This window comes from Pseudomonas sp. PDM17, from assembly GCF_014851985.1.
Taxonomy (GTDB): Bacteria; Pseudomonadota; Gammaproteobacteria; order Pseudomonadales; family Pseudomonadaceae; genus Pseudomonas.
This window is the reverse complement of the sequence record NZ_JACVAT010000007.1, coordinates 217,465-239,619: the sequence shown is the minus strand read 5'-3', so window position 1 is coordinate 239,619 and position 22,155 is coordinate 217,465. Positions and strand designations below refer to the sequence as shown.

At 64.6% G+C, this 22,155-nt stretch carries 16 protein-coding genes; 10 read left to right on the top strand and 6 right to left on the bottom strand.

Annotated features, from left to right (window positions below; translation table 11 throughout):
• Positions 1 to 124: 124 nt before the first annotated feature.
• From IB256_RS24585 to IB256_RS24555, 7 genes are all read left to right on the top strand, one after another.
• On the top strand, positions 125 to 2,833 hold the full coding sequence (locus IB256_RS24585; RefSeq protein WP_192404450.1) for a helix-turn-helix transcriptional regulator: 2,709 nt from the start codon (positions 125 to 127) through the stop codon (positions 2,831 to 2,833).
• 1 nt (position 2,834) lies between these two features.
• On the top strand, positions 2,835 to 5,558 hold the full coding sequence (locus tag IB256_RS24580; RefSeq protein WP_192295409.1) for a helix-turn-helix transcriptional regulator: 2,724 nt from the start codon (positions 2,835 to 2,837) through the stop codon (positions 5,556 to 5,558).
• 231 nt (positions 5,559 to 5,789) lie between these two features.
• Positions 5,790 to 6,245 carry a DUF6160 family protein gene (locus tag IB256_RS24575; protein ID WP_017516894.1) on the top strand — a complete coding sequence of 152 codons (456 nt, stop codon included), beginning with the start codon at positions 5,790 to 5,792 and terminating at the stop codon, positions 6,243 to 6,245.
• A 90-nt stretch (positions 6,246 to 6,335) separates the two neighbouring features.
• Positions 6,336 to 7,097 carry a C39 family peptidase gene (locus tag IB256_RS24570; RefSeq protein ID WP_081520584.1) on the top strand — a complete coding sequence of 254 codons (762 nt, stop codon included), beginning with the start codon at positions 6,336 to 6,338 and terminating at the stop codon, positions 7,095 to 7,097.
• A gap of 48 nt (positions 7,098 to 7,145) precedes the next feature.
• Positions 7,146 to 8,150, top strand: coding sequence for a transporter (locus tag IB256_RS24565; RefSeq protein WP_081520583.1), 1,005 nt, complete (start codon positions 7,146 to 7,148; stop codon positions 8,148 to 8,150).
• 18 nt (positions 8,151 to 8,168) lie between these two features.
• Complete coding sequence (locus IB256_RS24560; RefSeq protein ID WP_139791695.1) at positions 8,169 to 9,767, top strand: outer membrane protein transport protein; 1,599 nt, start codon at positions 8,169 to 8,171, stop codon at positions 9,765 to 9,767.
• A gap of 10 nt (positions 9,768 to 9,777) precedes the next feature.
• A complete protein-coding gene (locus IB256_RS24555; protein ID WP_192295410.1) occupies positions 9,778 to 10,962 on the top strand; it encodes a MalM family protein in 1,185 nt (394 codons plus the stop codon).
• A gap of 156 nt (positions 10,963 to 11,118) precedes the next feature.
• On the opposite strand, the gene IB256_RS24550 is transcribed toward IB256_RS24555, so the two are convergent.
• The 6 genes from IB256_RS24550 to IB256_RS24525 all read right to left on the bottom strand — a co-directional run bounded on the left by IB256_RS24550 (position 11,119) and on the right by IB256_RS24525 (position 17,977).
• On the bottom strand, positions 11,119 to 12,105 hold the full coding sequence (locus IB256_RS24550; RefSeq protein ID WP_081520580.1) for an alpha-L-glutamate ligase-like protein: 987 nt from the start codon (positions 12,103 to 12,105) through the stop codon (positions 11,119 to 11,121).
• A 3-nt stretch (positions 12,106 to 12,108) separates the two neighbouring features.
• Positions 12,109 to 13,641, bottom strand: coding sequence for an inactive transglutaminase family protein (locus tag IB256_RS24545; RefSeq protein ID WP_192295411.1), 1,533 nt, complete (start codon positions 13,639 to 13,641; stop codon positions 12,109 to 12,111).
• Between the two features lie 4 nt (positions 13,642 to 13,645).
• A complete protein-coding gene (locus tag IB256_RS24540; RefSeq protein ID WP_081520578.1) occupies positions 13,646 to 14,188 on the bottom strand; it encodes an ATP-dependent zinc protease in 543 nt (180 codons plus the stop codon).
• 283 nt (positions 14,189 to 14,471) lie between these two features.
• Positions 14,472 to 15,365 (bottom strand): DUF2950 domain-containing protein, encoded by an 894-nt coding sequence (locus IB256_RS24535; RefSeq protein WP_192295412.1) that lies wholly within the window; start codon positions 15,363 to 15,365, stop codon positions 14,472 to 14,474.
• 10 nt (positions 15,366 to 15,375) lie between these two features.
• On the bottom strand, positions 15,376 to 17,004 hold the full coding sequence (locus tag IB256_RS24530; protein ID WP_192404449.1) for a DUF3300 domain-containing protein: 1,629 nt from the start codon (positions 17,002 to 17,004) through the stop codon (positions 15,376 to 15,378).
• A gap of 154 nt (positions 17,005 to 17,158) precedes the next feature.
• Complete coding sequence (locus tag IB256_RS24525; RefSeq protein WP_017516884.1) at positions 17,159 to 17,977, bottom strand: pyruvate, water dikinase regulatory protein; 819 nt, start codon at positions 17,975 to 17,977, stop codon at positions 17,159 to 17,161.
• 166 nt (positions 17,978 to 18,143) lie between these two features.
• Here IB256_RS24525 and ppsA point away from each other — a divergent pair, with 166 nt between their 5' ends.
• The 3 genes from ppsA (at position 18,144) to rraA (ending at position 22,138) form a co-directional block, all read left to right on the top strand.
• Positions 18,144 to 20,513 carry a phosphoenolpyruvate synthase gene (gene ppsA, locus IB256_RS24520; RefSeq protein ID WP_081516449.1) on the top strand — a complete coding sequence of 790 codons (2,370 nt, stop codon included), beginning with the start codon at positions 18,144 to 18,146 and terminating at the stop codon, positions 20,511 to 20,513.
• 65 nt (positions 20,514 to 20,578) lie between these two features.
• Positions 20,579 to 21,553: an alpha/beta fold hydrolase gene (locus IB256_RS24515; RefSeq protein ID WP_192404448.1), complete on the top strand. Its 975-nt coding sequence runs from the start codon at positions 20,579 to 20,581 to the stop codon at positions 21,551 to 21,553.
• Between the two features lie 96 nt (positions 21,554 to 21,649).
• Positions 21,650 to 22,138 (top strand): ribonuclease E activity regulator RraA, encoded by a 489-nt coding sequence (gene rraA, locus IB256_RS24510; RefSeq protein ID WP_192295415.1) that lies wholly within the window; start codon positions 21,650 to 21,652, stop codon positions 22,136 to 22,138.
• Positions 22,139 to 22,155: the final 17 nt, after the last annotated feature.

The window sequence follows — 22,155 nt, the reverse complement described above, 5'->3', positions numbered from 1 at the left end:
CTGAAGTGTCGATCCTAGAGCTATTTCTTCAGTTTACGTAGGAAAAGCATTCTGATAAGAAGTGACGAATCCCACGCGGACAGTGCTCCGTACCAACAACGATAATGACATAGGGATACAGGCCGTGGATGTAGTGCTCGAGCCCGCAGCCGGCAGCCTTCTGCGCTCCAGATTAACACCCCCTCGGGTGCCTGCTGATTATTTGATTCGTCCCGAGGTCCAGAATGCCCTGGACCGACATCCTTATGCCTCGATCCTGTCGTTCTCGGCGCCCGCCGGCTTCGGCAAGACCACCGCATTGGCGGCGCTGGCCGGCAAGCGTGCAAGCGAAGGCCACAAGGTCGCCTGGCTTTCCCTGGAGAGTGACGACGACGATCCCGGTCGTTTCTGCCTGAAACTCATCCAGGCCCTGGCCACTTCCGTGCCGGGCACCGGTGAGGATGCGCTGGGGTACGTGCATAACACCATGCGCGTGCCCGTGGTCGCGGTGATGGAAAGCCTGCTGATGGACCTCTCCCGTGACGAGCGCAAGGTCCTGCTGGTACTCGACGACCTGCATGAGATCACCCATTCCGACGTCTTCGCCGGCCTCAATCGCCTGGTGCAGTACGCGCCGCCCGGCCTCACCCTGGCCATCGGCAGCCGTTCCCAGCCGCCGCTGAACCTCGCTACCTGGCGCGCCAAGGGCCTGCTGCTGGAAATTGGCCAGGACGAGCTGCGCCTGTCCCGCGACGAAACCCGCGAGTACCTGGCCCGCGATGGCCTGCAACTCGAAGATAGCTGCCTGCAGTCGCTGCACAACCAGACCGAAGGTTGGATGGCGGGGGTTCACCTGGTCAGCCTGTGGCTGCGCCAGCAGCCGGGTGCTCCGGAAGACCTCAAGCTGCTCAGCAGCGACAAGGCGGCGGTGGGTGACTACCTGTTGCGCGCGGTGTTCGAGCGCCTGCCGGCCGACGTGCAGGACGCGCTGCTGTCCCTGGGGATCGCCAATCGCCTGAACGGCGACCTGGCCAATACCCTGACCGGCCGCCAGGACGGCCAGGCGCTGCTGGAGCATCTGGACAGCATGCAGCTGTTCCTCCTGCCGCTGGACCGCGACCGCCAGTGGTACCGCTTCCACCAGCTGTTCGCCGACTTCCTCCGCGCCTGCCTGCGCGAGCGTGATCCGGAGCGCTTCAAGCAACTGCACTTCAACGCCAGCCTGTGGTTCACCAACCACCACATGCCGACCCTGGCCATCGAGCACGCTTGCCTCGCCGAGGACCCGGAGATGCTCGCCGCGCTGGTCGATGGTTGTGGCCTTGAACTGATCAACCGGGGCCAGCTCTACCTGATCTCGCGCTGGCGCAAGCACGTGCCGAACGAGATCGCCGAGCGCTACCCGATCCTCGTGCTCAGCGACGTCTGGACCCGCGCCACCGAGCTCAGCCTGCCCGAAGCCAACCGCATGATCGACGAGCTGCTGGCGCGCTGGGGCGACTCGCGCGGCAACGGCCCGATGGGCAACCAGTACCTCTCGGCGCTGGCGGTGAAAGCCGTGCTGGCGCTGCAGAAAGATGACCTCGAACAGTGCATCACCCTGGCGCGCAAGGTGGAGAGCCAGCTGGGGCAGAATTCGGCGTTCCTCGAGGGCGCGATTCTGCTGATCGCCGCCTTCGCCCAGGTTGTGCGCGGCCAGGCCGAACAGGCACGTCGCCTGATGGGGCTGGCGCAGCAGCGCAACCACTTCCTCGATGGCCGCTACCTGCACATGCAGCAGTGCACCATCGAAGTGGTGCTGGCGCTGGAGCAGGGCCAGGTCCAGCAGGCGCAGATGCTTATCGAGCGCGTCCGTGAGCAGGCCATGCCGCTGTTCGACAAACGCTCCCAGGCTCTCGCGTTGCCGGCCATAGCCGAAGCACTGACGGCCTACTACCGCACCGAACTGGACGGCCTGGAAGAGCGCCTGCGCTGGGCGCTGGGCCGGGTCGACGTGGTCAACCCCATTGATCTGTACGCCCAGGGCATGCAGTGCCTGGCGCGCATCCAGCGCCTGCAAGGGCGCGGCAAGGAGGCGCTGGCCACCCTCGGGCTGATGCAGACCCTGGCTTCGCGAAACCAGTCCTGGCGCTTCTTCGCCATGGCGGTGGGCGAGGAGATCAACCTGATCCTCCAGGAAACCGCCACCGACCGCTGCAAGCGCGCCGAACAGCGGCTCAAGGCGATCGACTGGGCGAAGCTCGCCAGTCACTACAAGCAGATGCCGTTCAACCCGGTACTCTGGGTGCAGGGCATCAGCCGCGTGCGCCTGCTCCAGGCGCGCGGGCACTTCAGCGAGGCGTTGCACGAAATCACCCAGCTGCGCGGCATGCTGCAGCCGGGCTGGCACGGCCTGCAACGGCTGCGCCTGGATCTTCTGGCGGCCCTGAGCTACCAGCGCCTGGGCTACCAGGAACGCTCCCATAGCCTGCTTGGCCAATGCCTGGTCGGCGCCGAGCGGGAAGGGGTGCGGAGCATTTTCATCGAGGAAGGCGAGGGGGTTCGCCAGTTGCTGCAGCAACTGGAATCCACCGAGCGACAACCGGCGCTGCAGGTTTTCATTCGCGGAATGTTGACCGTCTGGCCGGGGCAGGAAGCACGCAGGTCGCCCGAAGTGCTCGAGGAAGGTCTGACCGACCGCGAGCGCGAGGTGGTATGCCTGGCGGCCCAGGGACTCTCCAACGAGGAGATCGGCCAGCAGCTGTCGCTGGCTCTGGGCACCGTCAAATGGCACCTGCACAACATCTACGAGAAGCTCAAGGTGCGCAATCGGACCCAAGCGATACGCCGTGCCCGCGAGCTGAGTCTGCTCTGACATGACGACCCTGACCACACTGCCGCAGCAGCCCATGCCGCTGCTGCGCACCAAGCTGTTTCCGCCGCGCACCGACAGCGATTCGCTGCTGCCGCGCCGCGCCCTGATCGACCGCCTGTATGCCCACCGCCAGCAGCGCGTGCTGATCCTCAGCGCGCCGGCCGGGTTCGGCAAGAGCACCATTCTCAGCCTGTTCCGCCAGCGCCTGCTGGAGGGTGGCGCGCGGGTTGCCTGGATGTCCTGCGACGAGGGCGACAGCGAGCCGCAGCGCCTGGTGCAGTACCTGGTGGCGAGTATCCGCAGCGTCGAGGCGGATTTCGGCACCAACACCTCGAACCTGCTGCAGTCGGACATGACCCTGCCGCTGGAAGGCATCATCGACGCCTTCCTTTCCGACCTGCGTCGCCTCGACGGGCCGATCTACCTGCTGCTCGATGACTTCCACCAGATTCGCCACCCGGCGCTGGCCCACGGCGCGCGCTACCTGATCGAGCACCTGCCGGACAACATCCGCCTGGTCACCAGCACCCGCTATCGCCCGCGCTTCCTGGTGGACGAGCCGGGCCTGGCGCCCTGGGCCTTCTGCCTGAGCGGCGACGACTTGCGCCTGACCCGCGAGGAAACCGACACCTTCCTCACCGAACTCAAGGGGCTGGCCCTGAGCGACAGCGAGCTCAAGCTGCTGCATAAACGCACCGAAGGCTGGATCACTGCGCTGCATCTCGCGGCCCTGGCGCTGGCGCGCAACCCGGACCGCGCGGCGCTGCTCAAGGGGCTTTCCGGCACCGAGCGCGACCTTGCCGACTACCTCGCCGAGGACGTTCTGCGCAGCCTGCCCGAACCGCTGCAGCAGTTCCTCGACCAGACCTCGGTGCTCGACGAATTCTGCGCCGAGCTGTGCAACGCCCTGACCGGGCGCCGTGATGGCCTGGACATGCTGATGCGGCTGCAGAACGAGCAATTGTTCATCATCCCGCTGGACGACCAGCGCGAGTGGTTCCGCTACCACCACCTGTTCGCCGAATTCCTTCAGGGCCGCCTGGCGCGCAACTCCGATCCGACGCCGCTGCTGCACGCCGCCGCGCGCTGGTGCGAGGGCCGCGACATGGCCGACCGCGCGATCAAGTACGCCCTGCGCGCCCGCGACTATGCCTTTGCCGCCGACCTGCTGGAGCGCCAGGGCGCAAAGCTGATTGCCGGCAACCGCGTGTACGGCATCCTCGGCATGCTCAGCAGCATTCCCGCCGAGGTGATCCGCGAGCACCCGGTGTTCCAGATCTTCTACGCCTGGCAGCTGGCCTTCGAGCAGAAGTTCGCCGAGGCCGAGGCGCTGATCGAAGAGCTCAGCGTCCGGTTGCTGCAGGGGCAGGGCAAGGTGCGTCACTTCGGCATGGCCGAGCTGCTCGCCGTGGCCCAGGTGCTGAAGGCGCTGGTGCTGCTGTACCAGGACAAGCTGGAGGCCTGCCTGAAGGTGGCGCGCCAGTGGCTGGCGCTGGTGCCGGGTAACCAGCCGGTATTTCGCGCCAGCCTGTCGTGCATCCAGGCTGCGGCCTATGCGCTGCTGGGTGACTACGCCGAGGCGGCCAGTGCCATCGGCGTTGCCCGCGATTGCCTGCGCATGGCTGACAGCGAATACCTGCAGGTCGTCGTCAGCATGATCGAGGCGCTGATCTGCAAGGAACGCGGTGAGCTGGAGCGCGGGCGGACCATTGCCGAGAGCGCGCGCAGCCGCGTGGAGCGGGTCTTCGGCCGGCGCAGCCGGGTCGGAGGACCGTTGTCCCTGGCCTATGCGGATCTGCTCTACGAGCAGGATCGCCACGCGGCGATCCTCGCCGAACTGCCGCTGGCCACCACCTGGCGCGACGTTGCCACACCGGTGGAGCTGATCAGTCGCGGTCAGTTGGTGATGGCCAAGGCGCGATTCTTCGCTGGTGAGGCCGAACAAGGGTTGGCCCAGCTCGACGAATGGCTGGTTGGCCTGCAGTCGCCGGGCTACGAGCGGGTGCATGCGCTGGCGATGAGCTGCAAGGTGCAACTGCTGCTGTGGATGCGCCGGCCCAACGAGGCCGAGCGTGTGTGTCTGCAACTGGCGCGGCACCTCTCGGGACTCAACGCCGAACGCTATGCCGATGCCCACGCGGCGCTGGTGATGGCAGAGGCGCGCCTGGCGCTTTCCGAGCGCCACGCCGAACGTGCGCAGCAGCGTCTGGAATCGTGTCTGGCGGGCTTTACCTCGCCCTATCAGCGCGACCGGCGGCTGCGTCTTTCGCTGTTACTTTCTGTGGCGTATTGGCAGAAAGGTAACAGCGAAAAAGCCTTCGCTCTGTTCGCCCCCACCCTCGAGGAAGCCTGGAACCTGGGTTACCGGCGCCTGTTCCAGGACGACGCCCTGTGGCTACTGCCACTCTGGGAGGCCTGGAAGGGCGCAGAACCCAAGCGCGCTTCGGCCTGGCAAGGGGTGGCCGAGATGCTTCGCGAGCAATGCCGCAGGCTCTCCGTTGATCCTGAAAGTTTCGATGAAAATCAAGATGTTAGCCACCGTGAGCGAGAGATCCTGCGGCTCGTGGCGGCCGGCTTGTCGAACCGGGACATCGCCCAGGCGGTGCATCTGTCGGAGGCCACCATCAAGTGGCATCTGCACAACCTGTTCGCCAAGCTCGGCGTGCGCAGCCGCACCCAGGCGGTACTCAAGGGGAAGAGTCTGGGACTGCTCAGCGAAGCTTGAGTCGGAAGGTTGGTTTTGCGCCATCCCTTGGATGGGCTGGCAGGTTCACGGCGGGTCAGTAGCTTGGAGACCAGGACGAGAAGCTTCGTGCTTCACGAATCCATACCCGCGGCGCCTAAGGAAGAAGTCGGGGGTCTGGAAGATCGGCATCAGCCGGTCAACCTGCAGCGGGGTAGGACGCCCCTTGCAGTGCCTGGGGCAACCCCACCTGAACACTGGAGAGTTATAACAATGAAAATCAAGCAACTGGTTCTTGCAAGCGCAGTTCTGGCCGCTCCGTTCCTGGCACATGCCGACATGAAATCCATGGATGACGCTGCACTGTCCGGTATCACCGGCCAGGATGGCATCAGCATTTCCGGTACCTTCAACGCCTCCATTGGCGCTGTCACCTACAAGGACGCCGACACCAACGGCGGTTCCCTGGTCCTGCAGGGTATCCACCTGCCGAGCGTGACCATCGCCGACAACGCGCCGATGACCGTCGACGTGGTGAAAACCAACATCACTCCGGTTGGCGGCGGCACTGCCGTAGCCACCGAACAACTGGCCATCGGCCTGCCCACCGTGACCGGTGACGTCACCATCGACGCCGTCAAGGTAGGCACCGGCGGCGCCAGCATTGGTTCGCTGACCGTTTCCAACCTGAACCTCGCCGGTTCGACCGTGAAGGTCTGGGGTCACTGATCCCGCAGGTTGAAGCGCAGTACCCCTTGCCGGCGCCTGCCGGCGAGGGTCTTCCAGGAATGACTTCCAGAATTTGAAGCGAGGGGTGGGATGTTCGAGATTCTGCTGGGAAGCCTGCTGGGCCTGTTCGGTTTTACCCAGGCCGTGGATACCAAGCCGCAACAGCAGGGCACAGTGAACATCTCGCAGCCGCTCACGCCCAACGGTCCTTTCCGCGAGTCGGTCCAGCTCGAGCCGATGAGCCAGGTGCAGTTCCGCAACGTCATCCGTCAGGCCTACGACTACAGCTGCGGCTCGGCGGCGCTGACCACGCTGCTGGACTACTACCTGGGCCGCAACCTGGAAGAGCGTCAGGTCATGGAAGGCCTGATCAAGTACGGCGAGGCCGACAAGATCGTCCAGCGCCGTGGATTCTCGCTTCTGGACATGAAGCGCTATGCCGCCGCACTCGGCTACAAGAGTGGCGGCTTCCGTGCCGAGTTCTCCGACCTGGACTCGCTCGAACACCCGGCGCTGGTGCCGATCCACTATGCCGGCTTCAAGCATTTCGTCGTGGTCCGCGACGTCTACAACGACCACGTCTTCGTTGCCGATCCTGCCTTGGGCAACATCAGTTTCACCCGCGCCCGTTTCGAGGAAATCTGGGACCAGAACGTGCTCTTCGTGATCTACCCCAGCGGCCAGGAGCCCAGGAACGCTCTGGAGCTGAAGGAAGCCGACATGCGCCTGGTGGACGACCGGACCGTGAGCCTGCTGGCTTTCCGCGAGTTCCCGGAGATGAGCAAGGTCACCCAGAACCAGATTGGCACAGCCGCCACGAACGGAGATGTCCAGTACATCCGGCGCAAGTGATCGCCCGATCGGCCCATACGAATAAGAACAAGACCAGGGGATAGCAACATGGATTTCAAGGGGTTTGCGTGCGTTGCCGCTCTGGCCTTGCTGGCAAGTACCAGCACCATCGCCGAAGAAGCGACAACCGAAGACGCGCGTGATGCGCTGGCCAAGAAGGATACCGACGCCGACAGCGCCAAGGCGCTGGAGCAGGTGTTCCAGGCCGCCGAGAAGAGCTACACCCTGCTCAAGAAAGGTGAGCGCCAGCTGACCTATGGCTTCGACTACACCCTGATGCGCGACACCCGCCTGCAGGCCGTGCGCAGTGGCGAGAACGTCTACAGCGTGCTGGCCCAGAGCGAGGCGCAGCACACCTTCACCAACTCGTTCACCTTCGACTACGGCATCTGGGACAACCTGACCTTCAGCATGCGCCTGCCGTTCGTGGCCAAGTACGACACCGAGCGCGACATCCATGCCTACAGCCTGGGCGATGTCTCCGCCACCCTGCGCTGGCAGCCCTGGGCCGCGCGTCGTGGCGCTCCGGTCACCACGCTCTACGCCACCCTCGGCCTGCCCACCGGCGACAGCCCGTACAAGGGCAACGTGCAGGACGACGTCTCCACCGGCAACGGCTTCTACAGCCTGGGCGCCGGCGCCAACATGTCCTACGTGATCGATCCCGTCGTGCTCTACGGCTCGCTGGGTTACACCTACAACATGAAGGTCGATGACATCCACCAGAACCAGTTCGGCGAAGAGCTGGAGAAGGTGGTGCCGGGCGATACGCTGAACTTCGCCATGGGGATGGCCTACGCGCTGTCCTACGACGTTTCCCTGGCCACCTCCTACCAGATGGCCTACTCGTTCAAGAACAAGTACTACTTCAACGACCGCACGGTCGAGGCGCCCGAGCAGACCAGCGCGATCATGAACTTCTCGCTCGGCCTGCGAACATCGCCGGACTACATCGTCAACGTGAACGCCGGTTTCGGTCTGACCGAAGACTCGCCGGATGTACTGCTGGGGGTTTCCCTTCCCCTGGATATCCAAGGCCTCAAAGCCCAGTAACCGACGAGCGACCACCACATGACTATGCGCATTTCGCCCCTCGCGGTGGCGATGGCAGGGGTAGGGTTTGGCTGGGCGACGCTCGCCAACGCCCAGCTCGCCAACGACCTGACCATCGGCAACCCCAAGGCCATGGCCATGGCCAACGCGGTCACGGCCGACTCCACCGGTATCGACGCGGTGCACTACAACCCCGCCGCCCTGACCAAGCTCAAGGGCCGCCAAACTCAGCTCAAGCTGATCACCGGGGTCATGGATATCCGCGCCGGCTTCAAGGCGCCGCCGGACTATGGTTCGTCCTCCTTCGGCCTGGACGACGACCCGGTGGCCGGTGAGAACAGCCGTACCCTGACTCCGACCATGTACCTGCCCGGCCTTGGCGGCATGACCGACATGCCGCTGCTGGTGGCGCCACTGGCCGGCCTGTCGATCAACCCGCCGGGCTCCAAGTTCACCTTCGCCACCAACGTCTACGCGCCCCAGGCGCTAGGCTATTCGCGCGACTCGGACAGCGACCCGGCACGCTACGAAGGCCGCCGCGTCTCGCTGCAGCGCATCACCTACTTCTCGCCCTCGGTGGGCTACGAGGTCAACGACGACCTGTCGGTGGGCCTGAGCATCGGCTTCTCCCACCAGGCGATGGCGCTGGACACCGACTTCCGCAACCCAGGCCTGCTTACCGGCCTGTTGCAGACCCTGCACGACACCACTTGCGTGCCCGGTGCGCAGGAGATCGTCGAGCTGGTGTTCAACGTCTGCGGCGGCCGCATCGGCCCCTACGACTCGCTGGCCAACCTCAAGCTGGACATGCAGCAGACCCTGTCGCCGAGCTTCAACCTGGGCGTGCTGTGGGAACCCTACGACTGGCTGGCTTGGGGCGCGACCTACCAGAGCGAGTCGCGCATGCACCTCAAGGGCAAGTACCGTGTCGACTACACCAAGGACTGGCAGGGCTTCTGGTCCGGCATGCAGAACTCGGTATTCGGCGCCTTCCTCAGCCCGCTGTTCCCCTACGGCAACGCCGAGGAAGAGCACGGTGTGGCGACACTGAACATGGTCAACCCGGACAGCTTCTCCACCGGGATCAAGGTGCGGCCGTTCGACAGGTGGCAGTTCAACTTCGACCTGAAGTGGACCGACTACAGCGACTGGAACAAGCTGGAAATCGAGTTCGACAAAGAGCTCGACCTGCTGCGCATCGCCAAGAACTTCGCGCCCAACGGCGCCACCGACCACAGCATCATCCTCGACCGTGGCTACCAGGACACCTGGAGTTATGCCATGGGCGTGCAGTACGACGTCAACGACCGCCTGCAACTGCGCGCCGGATACGAGTACCGTCCCTCGGCGATCCCCAAGGACAAGGCGGACGCCCTGGTGCCTATCGGCGACGCCGATCTTTACGGCCTGGGCCTGGGCTATCAGTGGGACAAGGACACGGTGATCGACCTGGGCTTCAACTACTTCGTCTCCAAGCAGAGCATCAAGGCGGGCACCAGTTGCAATCTGAACTGCACCGGCATCGACAACCTGGTGTACAACCCCTATGCCGGCCTCGACGTCAGCACCACGGTAAAGGCCTATGTGTTCGCCATGACTTACCGCACCACCTTCTGAGGGCAACAACATGAACGGGCTGACCCTCCTGATTTCCTGCGTCGCCGCCGTCGGCGTGGTGAGCGCATCGGCGCAGGCTGCCAGCGGCCGCTACCTGTCGTGGATCGACGACAGCGGCCAGGTGCACAACACCTTCGTCGACGCCAACTACGCCCAGCAGCAGCGCCAGGCGGACAAGCGCATCGACCAGAGCGACCGCGCACGCCTGATCGACCTCAGTGCCACCCAGTGGCCGGGCGCCCGGCCGGCGGGGGAGAGCAAGCGCCGCTACTTCACCTGGGTGGACGCCCAGGGCAACCTGCAGAACAGCTTCTACGCCGCCGGCCAGGTAGCACCCGGCCGCGCGGATTACGTGCTGCCCAACGGGGACCATTCTTCCGAGTACATCGACGCCGAGTCCTACGAGGATCGCGGCTTTGTCCGCAGTGAGAACGGCAACCCGTACTTCACCTGGGTCGACGACAAGGGGCAGGTGCGCAACTCACCGATCACAGCGGAGCAGCGCGGGGCAATGTTTCGTCGGGGCGAGCAGGGCGGCAGCACTATCGCCTTTACCGAAGGCCGGCAGATCGACCTGAAGGGGCGCCCGAACAACCTGCCGGGGCTCGACGGCATGGGCGAGCAGACTGACGCCATGAAGGCGCTGCTCAAGGGCAGTGGAAAGACCCTGGACGACCTCTATGTCGACCTGCAGCGGCGTTGCTGCGATCAGATGGGCGACGGTGACTTCACCGAGCTGTCGGTGGAAGAACCGCGCTACGAGGAGCTGAACAAGTTCTCGCCGAGCTTCGATTTCCCCATGGGCAAGAGCTACTTCGTGGCAATGAAGCTGCCCAGCTCACAACACGTCTACGGCTTGCGCGTGCGCAGCTTCGCCAACCACCAGGTGGTCTACCCGTCGCTGCTGTTCCTCGACGAGCAGAAGCGCCCGACGCGCCTGGTGAGTGACGCGGTGTACAAGCTCAATCCGGAGACCTGGTACCGCTATGCATTCATCGAAGGGACAATCCCGGTGCGCGCCAACCAGGGTGAGCGTTACGTCCTGCTGCTCACTACCGACGAGGACCGCAGCCTGCAGACCCTCGACAACAAGCCCTACAAGCGACCGCTGGAAGACCTGGCGGTGAACGAGGCCGGGATGAAGGTGCGCGAGCACGGTGACCAGGGTGGGTTCGAGCTGGCCGTAGTGCGCTGAAGTAGTTTCGTAGGGCGAATAACCCGAAGCGGGTTATCCGCCAGCCTCCACGGCGCATAACGCCGTTGGCGTTATGCGCCCTACGCGCTGTCCGCGAAATCAGATGACCATGAAAAAGCCCGGCGAATGCCGGGCTTTTTTGTGGGGCAGGGCGCTTCAGACTTCCTTCGGATGCACGTGGCCGAAGAGCTGCTGGGAGAAGCGCACGCGCTCTTCCACGGTTTCCTTCACACCCTTGGCTTCCAGCTCGGCCAGGTGCGCCTCGACGGCATGGGTGCGCAGGGTCAGGCCGCAGTCGTTGGCGATCTGGATGTTCAGGCCGGGGCGGGCGTTGAGCTCAAGGATCAGCGGGCCCTTGTCCTGGTCCAGCACCATGTCCACGCCGATGTAGCCCAGGCCGCACAATTCGTAGCAGCCGGCGGCGAGCTTCATGAAGCCGTCCCAGTTGGGCAGTTGTACGCCGTCCACCGCGTTGGTGGTGTCCGGGTGCTTGCTGATCTTGTTGTTCAGCCAGGTGCCACGCAGGGTCAGGCCGGTGGCAAGGTCCACGCCCACGCCGATGGCGCCCTGGTGCAGGTTGGCCTTGCCGTTGGACTGGCGGGTCGGCAGACGCAGCATCGCCATCACCGGGTAGCCCATCAGCACGATGATGCGGATGTCCGGTACGCCTTCGTAGCTGATGCTCTTGAAGATCTGGTCCGGGGTCACCCGGTACTCGATCAGCGCGCGGTCGCGGTGGCCGCCCAGGGAGTACAGGCCAGTGAGGATGCTCGACAGCTGGTGCTCGATTTCCTCATGACTGATGATCCGCCCGGAGACCGTCTTGTAGCGCTCCTCGAAGCGATCGGCGATCACCAGGATACCGTCGCCACCGGCGCCCTGCGCCGGCTTGATCACGAAGTCGCTGCGCTCGCCGATGATCTCCGGCAGGCGTTCGATCTCCTTCTCGGTGGAAATGATCCCGTACATTTCCGGTACGTGGATGCCCGCCTCGATGGCGCGCTGCTTGGTGATGATCTTGTCGTCGACGATCGGGTACAGGTGCCGCTGGTTGTACTTGAGCACGTAGTCCGCGTTGCGTCGGTTGATGCCCATGATGCCTTTGGCTTCCAGGGCTTTCCATCGCTTGATCAGGCCGAACATGGCTTAGTCCTTGAGGAAGGCTTTGAAGCGGAACAGTTCGGTCAGGCGGTAACCGCGGTAGCGACCCATCGCCAGCATGAACGACACCAGAATCAGCAGCACGGCCGGGAAGGTGAACACGAAGTACACCAGCTCCGGTACGCGCATCAGGATGTGCGCCAGGGCAGCGGCGAACAGGGTGCCGATGGCAGCCTTCATGGCGTGGGCGGCGCCGCGCTCTTCCCAGGTGATCGACAGGCGTTCGATGCTCATGGTCAGGATCACCATCGGGAACAGGGCGACCGACAGGCCGCTCTCGAAGCCGAGCTTGTGGCTGAGCAGGCTGATGGCGGCGATCATCACCACCACGAAGGTCAGCACCACCGACAGGCGTGGCAGCATCTGCAACTTCAGGTGTTCCAGGTACGAGCGTAGCGACAGGCCCAGCGCGGTGATAACGGTGAACAGGCCGATGCCCCACTGCAGGCCGGTCTCGCGGAAGGCCAGGGCGATCAGCACCGGGGTGAAGGTGCCCAGGGTCTGCAGGCCGATCAGGTTGCGCAGGATCAGGATCACCAGCACGCCGAACGGGATCATGATCATGATCTGGAAGGTCTGCTGAGTGGACAGCGGCAGGCCGTACAGCGAGTACTCGAGGAAGGCCGCGTCGGTGTTCTCGTCCGACAGCTTGGCCAGGCGGATGGCGTTCATCTCGCTGCTGTTGAGGCTGAAGCTGACCTGGGCCTTCTTGCCACCTTCGATGGACAGCAGGCTCTCGTCACCCAGCCACCAGATCAGGCGATCGTTGGGCAGGCCGCGCTCGCCGGTTTCCGGGTTGAAGTACAGCCATTCCTTGCCGTTGTAGCTGCGCAGCCAGAGTTCGGGCTGCTGCGGCTGGTTGGCGACCAGGCGGATGGTATGCACGCGCTCCAGCGGCACGTGGGCCACCGCGAGCAGGGTTTCGACCACGTGGGAGCGCTTGTCCAGGCTGGTGTCGCCGGCCAGCAGCAGTTTCACGTTGTCGTCATTGAGGTTGTTGGCGCGCTTGATGGCTTCGCTGACGAAGGTCTCGACGTCCGCCGAGTGCTGGCGGATGGGCGCGATCAGGGCTTCGGCGGCGATCTTGTCCGGGCCTTCCAGGGGCAGGCTGTCGCGGAAGATCGGGCCCTTTTCCTTGGCCTTCTCGGTAGCGCCGGCATAGCGCTTGGTCAGCACCAGGCGGTAGTAGAGGGTCTGCTGGCCGCTGGCGCGGCGCGAGGACCAGGTCACCTTGCGGTTGCCGTCGGAGCGGTTGATGCCCACGCCGTAGTTGTTGGAGACGAAGCTCTCGTTGAGGCTGACGTAATCCTGGGCCAATGGCGGCACGAACATCTGCACCTTCACCGGAGTCTTCGGCGTGGCGATGAACTCGACCTTGGCGTCGATGTTCCACAGGTCGTCGGTCTCGGCCTCGGTCATGGGGATGCCGAGGACGAAGATCTGGTAGGCGGTGATCGCGACGCCCAGCGTCAGCAGGATGGCGATCAGGACCTTCAGATGCAGGGTAAGAGAGCGCATGGGATTACTCGGCAGGTTTCGCTACGGGTTGGCAGCCGGGCTTGCCGGCAGCGTATTTCAGGCTCGGGTCGACCAGGGCGCCGAAGCGCTTGAGCGCGTCCGAGCCGATCAGAAGCGGGTATTGGAAGGCGCTGCGGTCGGTAAGGTTCACTTCGATGGTGCGCAGGGCCTTGCCCATGCACAGCTGAAGCTCGATGACCGGACGCGCGGTATAGGCCTTGCCTTCGTCGGGGTCGTAGTCGCCGTGGCGGCGCTTGATCTTGCTGATGCGCGCCAGGGGTTTCTCGATCGGCTGGCTGTCGGCGGTGTCGGTGGCCAGGTAGAACCGCACCCAGGTCTCGCCATCGCGCTTGAAGCGCTTGATGTCGCGGGCGCTGAGGGAAGCGGTCTTGGCGCCGGTGTCGAGCTTGGCGGCCAGTTCGATGTCCAGGTCGTTGATCCGGGCGTATTCGTTCAGGCCATAGACGGTCTTGCCGGCAGCTGCGCTGATGCCGGGAAGCAGGAAGATGCTCAGGAAGAGGAGCAGGGCAGTGGGCTTGAGTCTCATGGGCCTTGATGAGTGAGTGGCCGCAAAGCCTTGAAAAGAAACGCCCCGGTCGTCACCCCAAATGGCTGTGGCCGGCATGCCGGCCGGCGTGGCCTGGTGACGCCAGGCAATAGCGCGCCGAATTCTATCATGTGGTTTTTCGCTGGCGACAGTCGGTTGGCGTGTTGGCAGGGTATTTGTTTCAGGCATATGACAGGGCCTTGCGGGCCCGCCGAATGCCGGGCGAGCGGCGGGCTCTGCCAGAACCCGTCCGACCGCCAGGCGGCCGGGCGGGTTCAGTCACTCAGGGCTTTTCCTCCTCGGCGGTGACCTCGGTCCAGCTACTGTCCGGGTCGAAGCGGCTCATCTTCTTGGCGATTTTGTCGCTCTCCGGGCCGAGGTTCTTGGAGAAGATCTCGCCATCGTGGCTGATCATGAAACTCATCACGCCGCTGTCGCCGTACTTCACCGGCCAGGCGATCAGGGCAAAGCCGCGGGTCATCCTGCCGCCGATCTTGTAGTCGTAGGCGCCACCGGGGGCCGAGGGGCCCTGGGCGGTGAGGATGCGGTAGTGGTAGCCATGCCAGCCGTCGCCCGGCAGGTCGTCGCCGAACAATGGGCCGAGCGGGCTTTCCTCGCCGCCGTCTTCCTCCGGCCAGTACAGACCGTCATGGTGCCCGTCGCTGCTGACGAACTGCTGCGCGTACTCCAGGACGCCGTCGCCGTTGCGGTCAACCTCGGCGTAGTCCATCTGCGCGTCGTGGTAGGCCTGCACGGCCTCCAGGGTCGACTCCTCGTTGCGGCCGATGCGGCGAATGCGTATTTCCTCGCCGCCGGCCTTGGCGTTGAAGGCCCAGCCGTTCTTGTCGTGGACGATCGGCAGGGGCAGGGTCCAGGGATCGTTGCCGACGACCAGATGGGCGAGTCGCGGGTTGTCTTTCTCGATCCGGTGCTTGTCCTTGTAGTGGGCGAGGAAGGCGTCCACTTCATCCCGGTCGATGCCGGCGGTCGGTATGTAGCTCTGCCAGTCCTTGCCCAGCAGAGCGGCCAGGCGTTCGGGGTCGGCCTTTTCGGTGCCGAGCGCGGCGATGAAGGCGTCGGCGGCCGCGTCGGGGGTGGGGAAGCTGTCCTGGGCCAGCAGGCTGGCGGGCAGGGCGGCGAGGAGGGCGAGCGCCAGCAGGCGCGATGCGATGGGCATGGCTCGTCTCCTAGCGGCGCCGGCCGCCGCCGGAGGGCGCGCGGGCAGGACGTTGGACGGTGTGACCGGCGCGGGCGGCCTGCGGGCGGCTGGCGGCGGCGCGGCTGACTTGGCCGCGGTTGGCAACTTCGCGGGATTGCCTGGGGTTGTTGGCGCCGGCAAAGGCATTGTTGCGCGGGGCCTGGGTGCGGGCGTGCTGCTGGCGCGCCTGTTCGCGGATCTGCTGGTTGTTCTGCGTCCGTGGCCGTTGCTGCGCCTGGTTGCTGCGGTTCTGTACCTGGTTCTGCGTGCGCTGGCGGTTGTCCGGGGTACGGTTCAACTCGCGGGTGGCAGCTTGCGCCCGCTCACGGGCCTGGGCGTTGTCGCGGTTGCCTTGCTGCAGACGCTGCTGGGCTTGCGGGTTGTCCCGCAGGTCGCGGGTCGCCGCCTGGGCACGCTCGCGGGCCTGGGCATTGTTCGCCGCCGGTGGGGCGATGCCGCGTTGGGTCAGGCTCTCCCTGGCTTTCGCGCGCTCCTGGGTGCGGGCCGAGTCGAAGCCGCGCAGCGCATCACGCTGCTCGCCCCCGGCCAGTCGGCGGTTGTACTGCTCGCGGCTGGCAGAATCGCGATAAGGCACGCCATTGCGATAAGTCGGATTGTGCTGCCACTTCGCCCGGTTGCCGTTGACGTTGCCGGTGAAGTCTCGATTCACATTGCGATTCACGTTCCGGTTGCTGTTGAAGTTGTTGTAATGCTCCACGTCGACGTCGATGTCATGGTCGTCCCAGTCACAGTCGCCCCAGAGAGATCCGACGATGGCAACGCCCGCGCCGAACGCCAGACCGGTGGCCAGCGCCGTGGCGACGGGGTATTCGGGCGGTGGCGGGTAATACACCGGCGGGCTGGCGGGATAGGGCCAGGAGCCGTAGACCTGCGTGGGGTTGTAGCTGGGCACGTAGACCACCTGCGGATCGGTGGGCTCGATGATGATCGTCTGCGCCGCTGCCGGTTGCTGCACTACTACGGTGTCTCCACCGGAAGCGGGCTGCGTCGGTGCCGGCTGGGCGGCCGGCTTGATGGTTACGGTCTGCTGCTCGTTCGACTGCAGGTTGCCGGCGGCCTGGGCCTGGCGACGCAAGCGCTGGATGGAATCCATCACCGCATCGGGCTGGGCAAGGAAGGCATCGCCGACGCGTTGCACCCAGGCCGGGTCCTGCCCCAGCGTGGCGAGCACCAGGGGGAAGGCGACCAGCGACTGGACGCTGGGGTCCCAGGGTTGGTTGGCGACCTGTTTCACGGCGTCATCGCCTGCCGCCTTGGGGTTGGCCTTCGACCAGGCTGCGGCGTCGGCAACGTTGCCGGGGTAGGTGGTGGCCATCAGCACCTGGGCCAGCAGCGAGTCGGGATACAGCGCCAGCGGCGCGAGCATCTGGTCCAGTTCCTCGACGCTGAACACCGCCTGCGAGGGCGCGGCAGCGGGCGCGGCCGGGGCGGCGGCTGGAGGCGGGGCAGGAGGCGCTGGCGGGGGAGGCGCTGTCGCGGCGGGCGGGCTGGCGGGTGGCGTGGCGGCCGTGGCGGTCTTGGCGACGGGCTTGTCGCCCGAATCGCAACCCGTCAATGCCAACAAGGCGACCAGAATCAGGTACTGACATTCTCGCATGGCGCTCTCCTGTGCCGGGAATGCCCGATCCGTGAAAACTGCCACGGGTAAAACGCGGGTTCAGAGAATGATAGGCGCCCGAATGAAAGGCTGCAGAAAGTCGAACGGCCGGTGATGCCGGCCGTCGGTTGGGGGATTTTTACGTGGTGGCCGGTTACTTTAGCCGGCGCTCGACGCCTTTCTCGACGAGGATCTTGGCGGAGATCTCCTCCACCGAGAAATGCGTCGAGTTGATGTAGGCGATGTTCTCGCGGCGGAACAGGTTCTCCACCTCGCGAACCTCGAACTCGCACTGGGCGAAGCTGGCGTAGCGGCTGTTGGGCTTGCGCTCGTGGCGGATGGCGGTGAGCCGGTCCGGATCGATGGTCAGGCCGAACAGCTTGTGCTTGTAGGGCTTGAGCGCGTTGGGCAGTTGCAGGCGCTCCATGTCTTCTTCGGTCAGCGGGTAGTTCGCCGCGCGGATGCCGTATTGCAGGGCCATATAGAGGCAGGTGGGCGTCTTGCCGCAGCGCGAGACGCCGACCAGGATCAGGTCGGCCTTGTCGTAGTAGTGGGTGCGGGCGCCGTCGTCGTTGTCGAGGGCGAAGTTCACCGCATCGATCCGCTCCATGTAGTGCGGGTTATGGCCGATGCTGTGGGATTTTCCGACGGAATACGACGAGTCTGAGGATAATTCTTGCTCGAGCGGGGACAAAAAGGTCGAGAAGATGTCAATCATGAAACCGTTGGATTGCGCCAGGACCGAGCGGATCTCACGATTGACGATGGTATCGAAGATGATCGGTCTTGCCCCGTCCGCCTCCGCAGCCCGGTTGATTTGCTGTACCATGACGCGCGCCTTTTCTTCGGTATCGATGTAAGGTCGTGTCAGTTTGGTGAAGTTGATGTTCTCGAACTGCGCCAGAAGGCTCTGGCCGAGGGTTTCGGCAGTGATGCCGGTGCCGTCGGAGATGAAGAATGCAGTTCGTTTCATGTGCGCTGCGGGCCTTATAGGTAGGATCGAATCCTGGTTATGATAGGCCCCGCGTTTGCAAGGCCCTTTGCCGGGGCATTCTCACCCATTTTTCCGGCTCCGGCCAGACAGGGTGGGGCCGCACCGACTTGTATGACCTTTTCCAACACTTAGTGGAGAGATCACCTTGGTAGAGTACGTAGTTTCCCTCGATAAGCTCGGCGTCCACGATGTCGAACATGTGGGGGGCAAGAACGCATCCCTGGGCGAAATGATCAGCAACCTCGCCGGTGCCGGCGTTTCCGTACCGGGTGGCTTCGCCACTACCGCCCAGGCCTACCGTGACTTCCTCGACCAGAGCGGCCTGAACGATCGCATCCACGCGGCCCTCGACGCCCTGGACGTGGACGACGTCAACGCCCTGGCCAAGACCGGCGCGCAGATCCGCCAGTGGGTGATGGACGCCGAGTTCCCCGAGCGTCTGGATGCCGAGATTCGCAAGGCCTTCGCCGAGATGGCCGGCAGCAACGACAACATGGCCGTGGCCGTGCGTTCCTCCGCCACTGCCGAAGACCTGCCGGACGCTTCCTTCGCCGGCCAGCAGGAGACCTTCCTGAACATCCGCGGCGTGGACAACGTGATCCGCGCGGCCAAGGAAGTCTTCGCCTCCCTCTTCAACGACCGTGCCATTGCCTACCGCGTCCACCAGGGCTTCGACCACAAACTGGTCGCCCTGTCCGCCGGCGTGCAGCGCATGGTCCGCTCGGAAACCGGCACCGCCGGCGTGATGTTCACCCTGGACACCGAATCCGGTTTCCGTGACGTGGTGTTCATCACCGGCGCCTACGGCCTCGGCGAGACCGTGGTGCAGGGCGCGGTGAACCCCGATGAGTTCTACGTCCACAAGCCGACCCTGGAAGCTGGCCGCCCGGCCATTCTGCGTCGCAACCTGGGCAGCAAGGCAATCAAGATGATCTACGGCGACGAAGCCAAGGCCGGAAAATCGGTCAAGGTGGTCGACGTGGAGAAGGCCGACCGCGCCCGCTTCGCGCTGTCCGACGCCGAAGTGACCGAACTGGCCAAGCAGGCCCTGATCATCGAGAAGCACTACGAGCGTCCGATGGACATCGAGTGGGCCAAGGACGGTGACGACGGCAAGCTGTACATCGTGCAGGCCCGTCCGGAAACCGTTAAGAGCCGTTCCAGCGCCAACGTGATGGAACGCTACCTGCTCAAGGAAAAAGGCAAGGTCCTGGTCGAAGGCCGCGCCATCGGCCAGCGCATCGGCGCCGGCCCGGTGAAGGTGATCCACGACGTTTCCGAGATGGACAAGGTCCAGCCGGGCGACGTGCTGGTCTCCGACATGACCGACCCGGACTGGGAACCCGTGATGAAGCGCGCCAGCGCCATCGTCACCAACCGTGGCGGCCGCACCTGCCACGCCGCGATCATCGCCCGTGAACTGGGCATCCCGGCAGTTGTCGGCTGTGGCAACGCCACCGCGGCGCTGAAGGATGGCCAACGCGTGACCGTATCCTGTGCCGAAGGCGATACCGGCCTGATCTACGAAGGCGAGCTGGGCTTCGACGTCCGCCAGAACTCGGTCGACGCCATGCCCGACCTGCCGTTCAAGATCATGATGAACGTCGGCAATCCGGATCGCGCTTTCGATTTCGCCCAGCTGCCGAACGAAGGTGTGGGCCTTGCCCGCCTGGAATTCATCATCAACCGTATGATCGGCGTGCACCCCAAGGCGCTGCTGAACTTCGCCAGCCTGCCGGCGGACATCAAGGAAAGCGTCGAGAAGCGCATCGCCGGTTACGACGATCCGGTCGGCTTCTACGTCGAGAAACTGGTCGAGGGTGTCAGCACCCTGGCCGCCGCTTTCTGGCCGAAGAAAGTCATCGTGCGTCTGTCGGACTTCAAGTCCAACGAATACGCCAACCTGATCGGCGGCAAGCTCTACGAGCCGGAAGAAGAGAACCCGATGCTCGGCTTCCGTGGCGCCTCGCGCTACATCAGCGAATCCTTCCGTGACTGCTTCGAACTCGAATGCCGCGCGATGAAGAAGGTCCGCAACGAGATGGGCCTGACCAACGTCGAGCTGATGGTGCCGTTCGTCCGTACCCTCGGCGAAGCCTCCCAGGTCGTCGACCTGCTGGCCACCAATGGCCTCAAGCGTGGCGAGAACGGCCTGCGCGTCATCATGATGTGCGAGCTGCCGTCCAACGCCCTGCTGGCCGACGAGTTCCTCGAGTTCTTCGACGGCTTCTCCATCGGCTCCAACGACCTGACCCAGCTGACCCTGGGCCTGGACCGTGACTCGGGCATCGTCGCGCACCTGTTCGACGAGCGTAATCCGGCGGTGAAGAAGCTGCTGTCCAATGCCATCCAGGCGTGCAACCGCGCCGGCAAGTACATCGGCATCTGCGGCCAGGGCCCGTCGGACCACCCGGATCTCGCCAAGTGGCTGATGGAGCAGGGCATCGAGAGCGTGTCGCTGAACCCCGACTCGGTCCTCGACACCTGGTTCTTCCTCGCCGAAGGCCAGTCCTGACGGTTCCTTCTCCATCCTGAGAAGGGCGGGTGATTTCACCCGCCCTTTTTTATGCAAGCGATTCCATGCAAAGCAGCAGTCAACTCTTCCCCGTCGCGCTAGTCAGCGCGGAATTGCGCGGCGACCTCACCGAGGACGTCTACCGCCTCAAGCCGAACAACAGCCCGGACTCCAGCGTCGAGCTGGCGGTCACCCGTCTCGGTCGCCCCGAAGGGCGGCGTGGCGTGCCGGTGATCCTGTTGCACGGCAGCTTCTCCAACCGCCGCTTCTGGTTCTCGCCCAAGGGTATTGGCCTGGGTGCGTATCTGGCGCGTGCCGGCTTCGATGTCTGGATCGCCGAGATGCGCGGGCATGGCCTGTCGCCCCGTAACGCTGACTACGATCGCAATCGTGTCGCCGACTACGCACGTTTCGACCTGCCGGCCATTGCCAATTTCGTGGTCGAGCAGAGCGGCCAGGCGCCGCATTGGGTCGGGCACTCTCTGGGCGGCGTCACCCTGGCTGCCGCGCTGGGCGGCGGCTACCTGAATGAGCAGCAGGCCGCCAGCGCGGCGCTGTGCGGTAGCCAGATCAGCCGTACCTACTGGCCGCTGAAGCTACCGCCCGTGGCCTGGGGCGGGCGCTTGCTGCTCAAACGCATGGGCGGGCTGTCCGGTTCGCGCCTGAAACGCGGGCCGGAGGACGAGCCGCTGGGGCTCGCCCTCGAGGCCCTGCACTGGTACGGCCTGTTCGGCCGCTTCGGCGAGAAGGACAACGACTGGTGGGGCGGTTTACAGAAGGTTTCCCTGCCGGTGCTGGCCATCGGCTCCGATGGCGATATCCAGGACCCGGCCTGGGCCTGTCGCAAGTTGCTGGAGCAGTTCGGCTCCGAGATTCGGCAGTTCTTGCACCTGGGGCGCCGTCAGGGCTTCTCGGAAGATTACGGCCACGTCGAGATGCTGATCAGCAAGTGCGCCCAGCGTGAGGTCTGGCCACTGCTGCAATACTGGCTGGAGCACAGCGGCTTGCCGGAAGGGCAGGGCGCTCTGGCGCAGGCTTGAGCTTGGCGTGGCAGGGAGTAGACTGTGACGCCATTGCGGCTTTCGGTCACATCCAGGCCTGAAACCCTGCCGGATTTCATCAAGAGGAGCTTCTCCATGCATTACGTCACCCCCGATCTGTGCGATGCCTACCCGGAGCTGGTCCAGGTCGTCGAGCCGATGTTCAGCAACTTCGGCGGACGGGACTCCTTCGGTGGCGAGATCGTCACCATCAAGTGCTTCGAGGACAACTCGCTGGTCAAGGAGCAGGTCGAGAAGGATGGCAAGGGCAAGGTGCTTGTGGTCGACGGCGGCGGCTCGCTGCGCCGTGCACTGCTGGGTGACATGCTGGCCGAGAAGGCCGCCAAGAGCGGCTGGGAAGGCATCGTGGTGTACGGCTGCATCCGTGACGTCGACGTGATCGCGCAGACCGATCTGGGCGTGCAGGCGCTGGCCAGCCACCCGATGAAGACCGACAAGCGCGGTATCGGCGACCTCAACGTGGTCGTGACCTTCGGCGGCATCACCTTCCGCCCGGGCGAGTTCGTCTATGCCGACAACAACGGCATCATCGTCTCGCCTAAAGCGTTGAAAATGCCGGAATAATTCGAACCTTCCAGCTG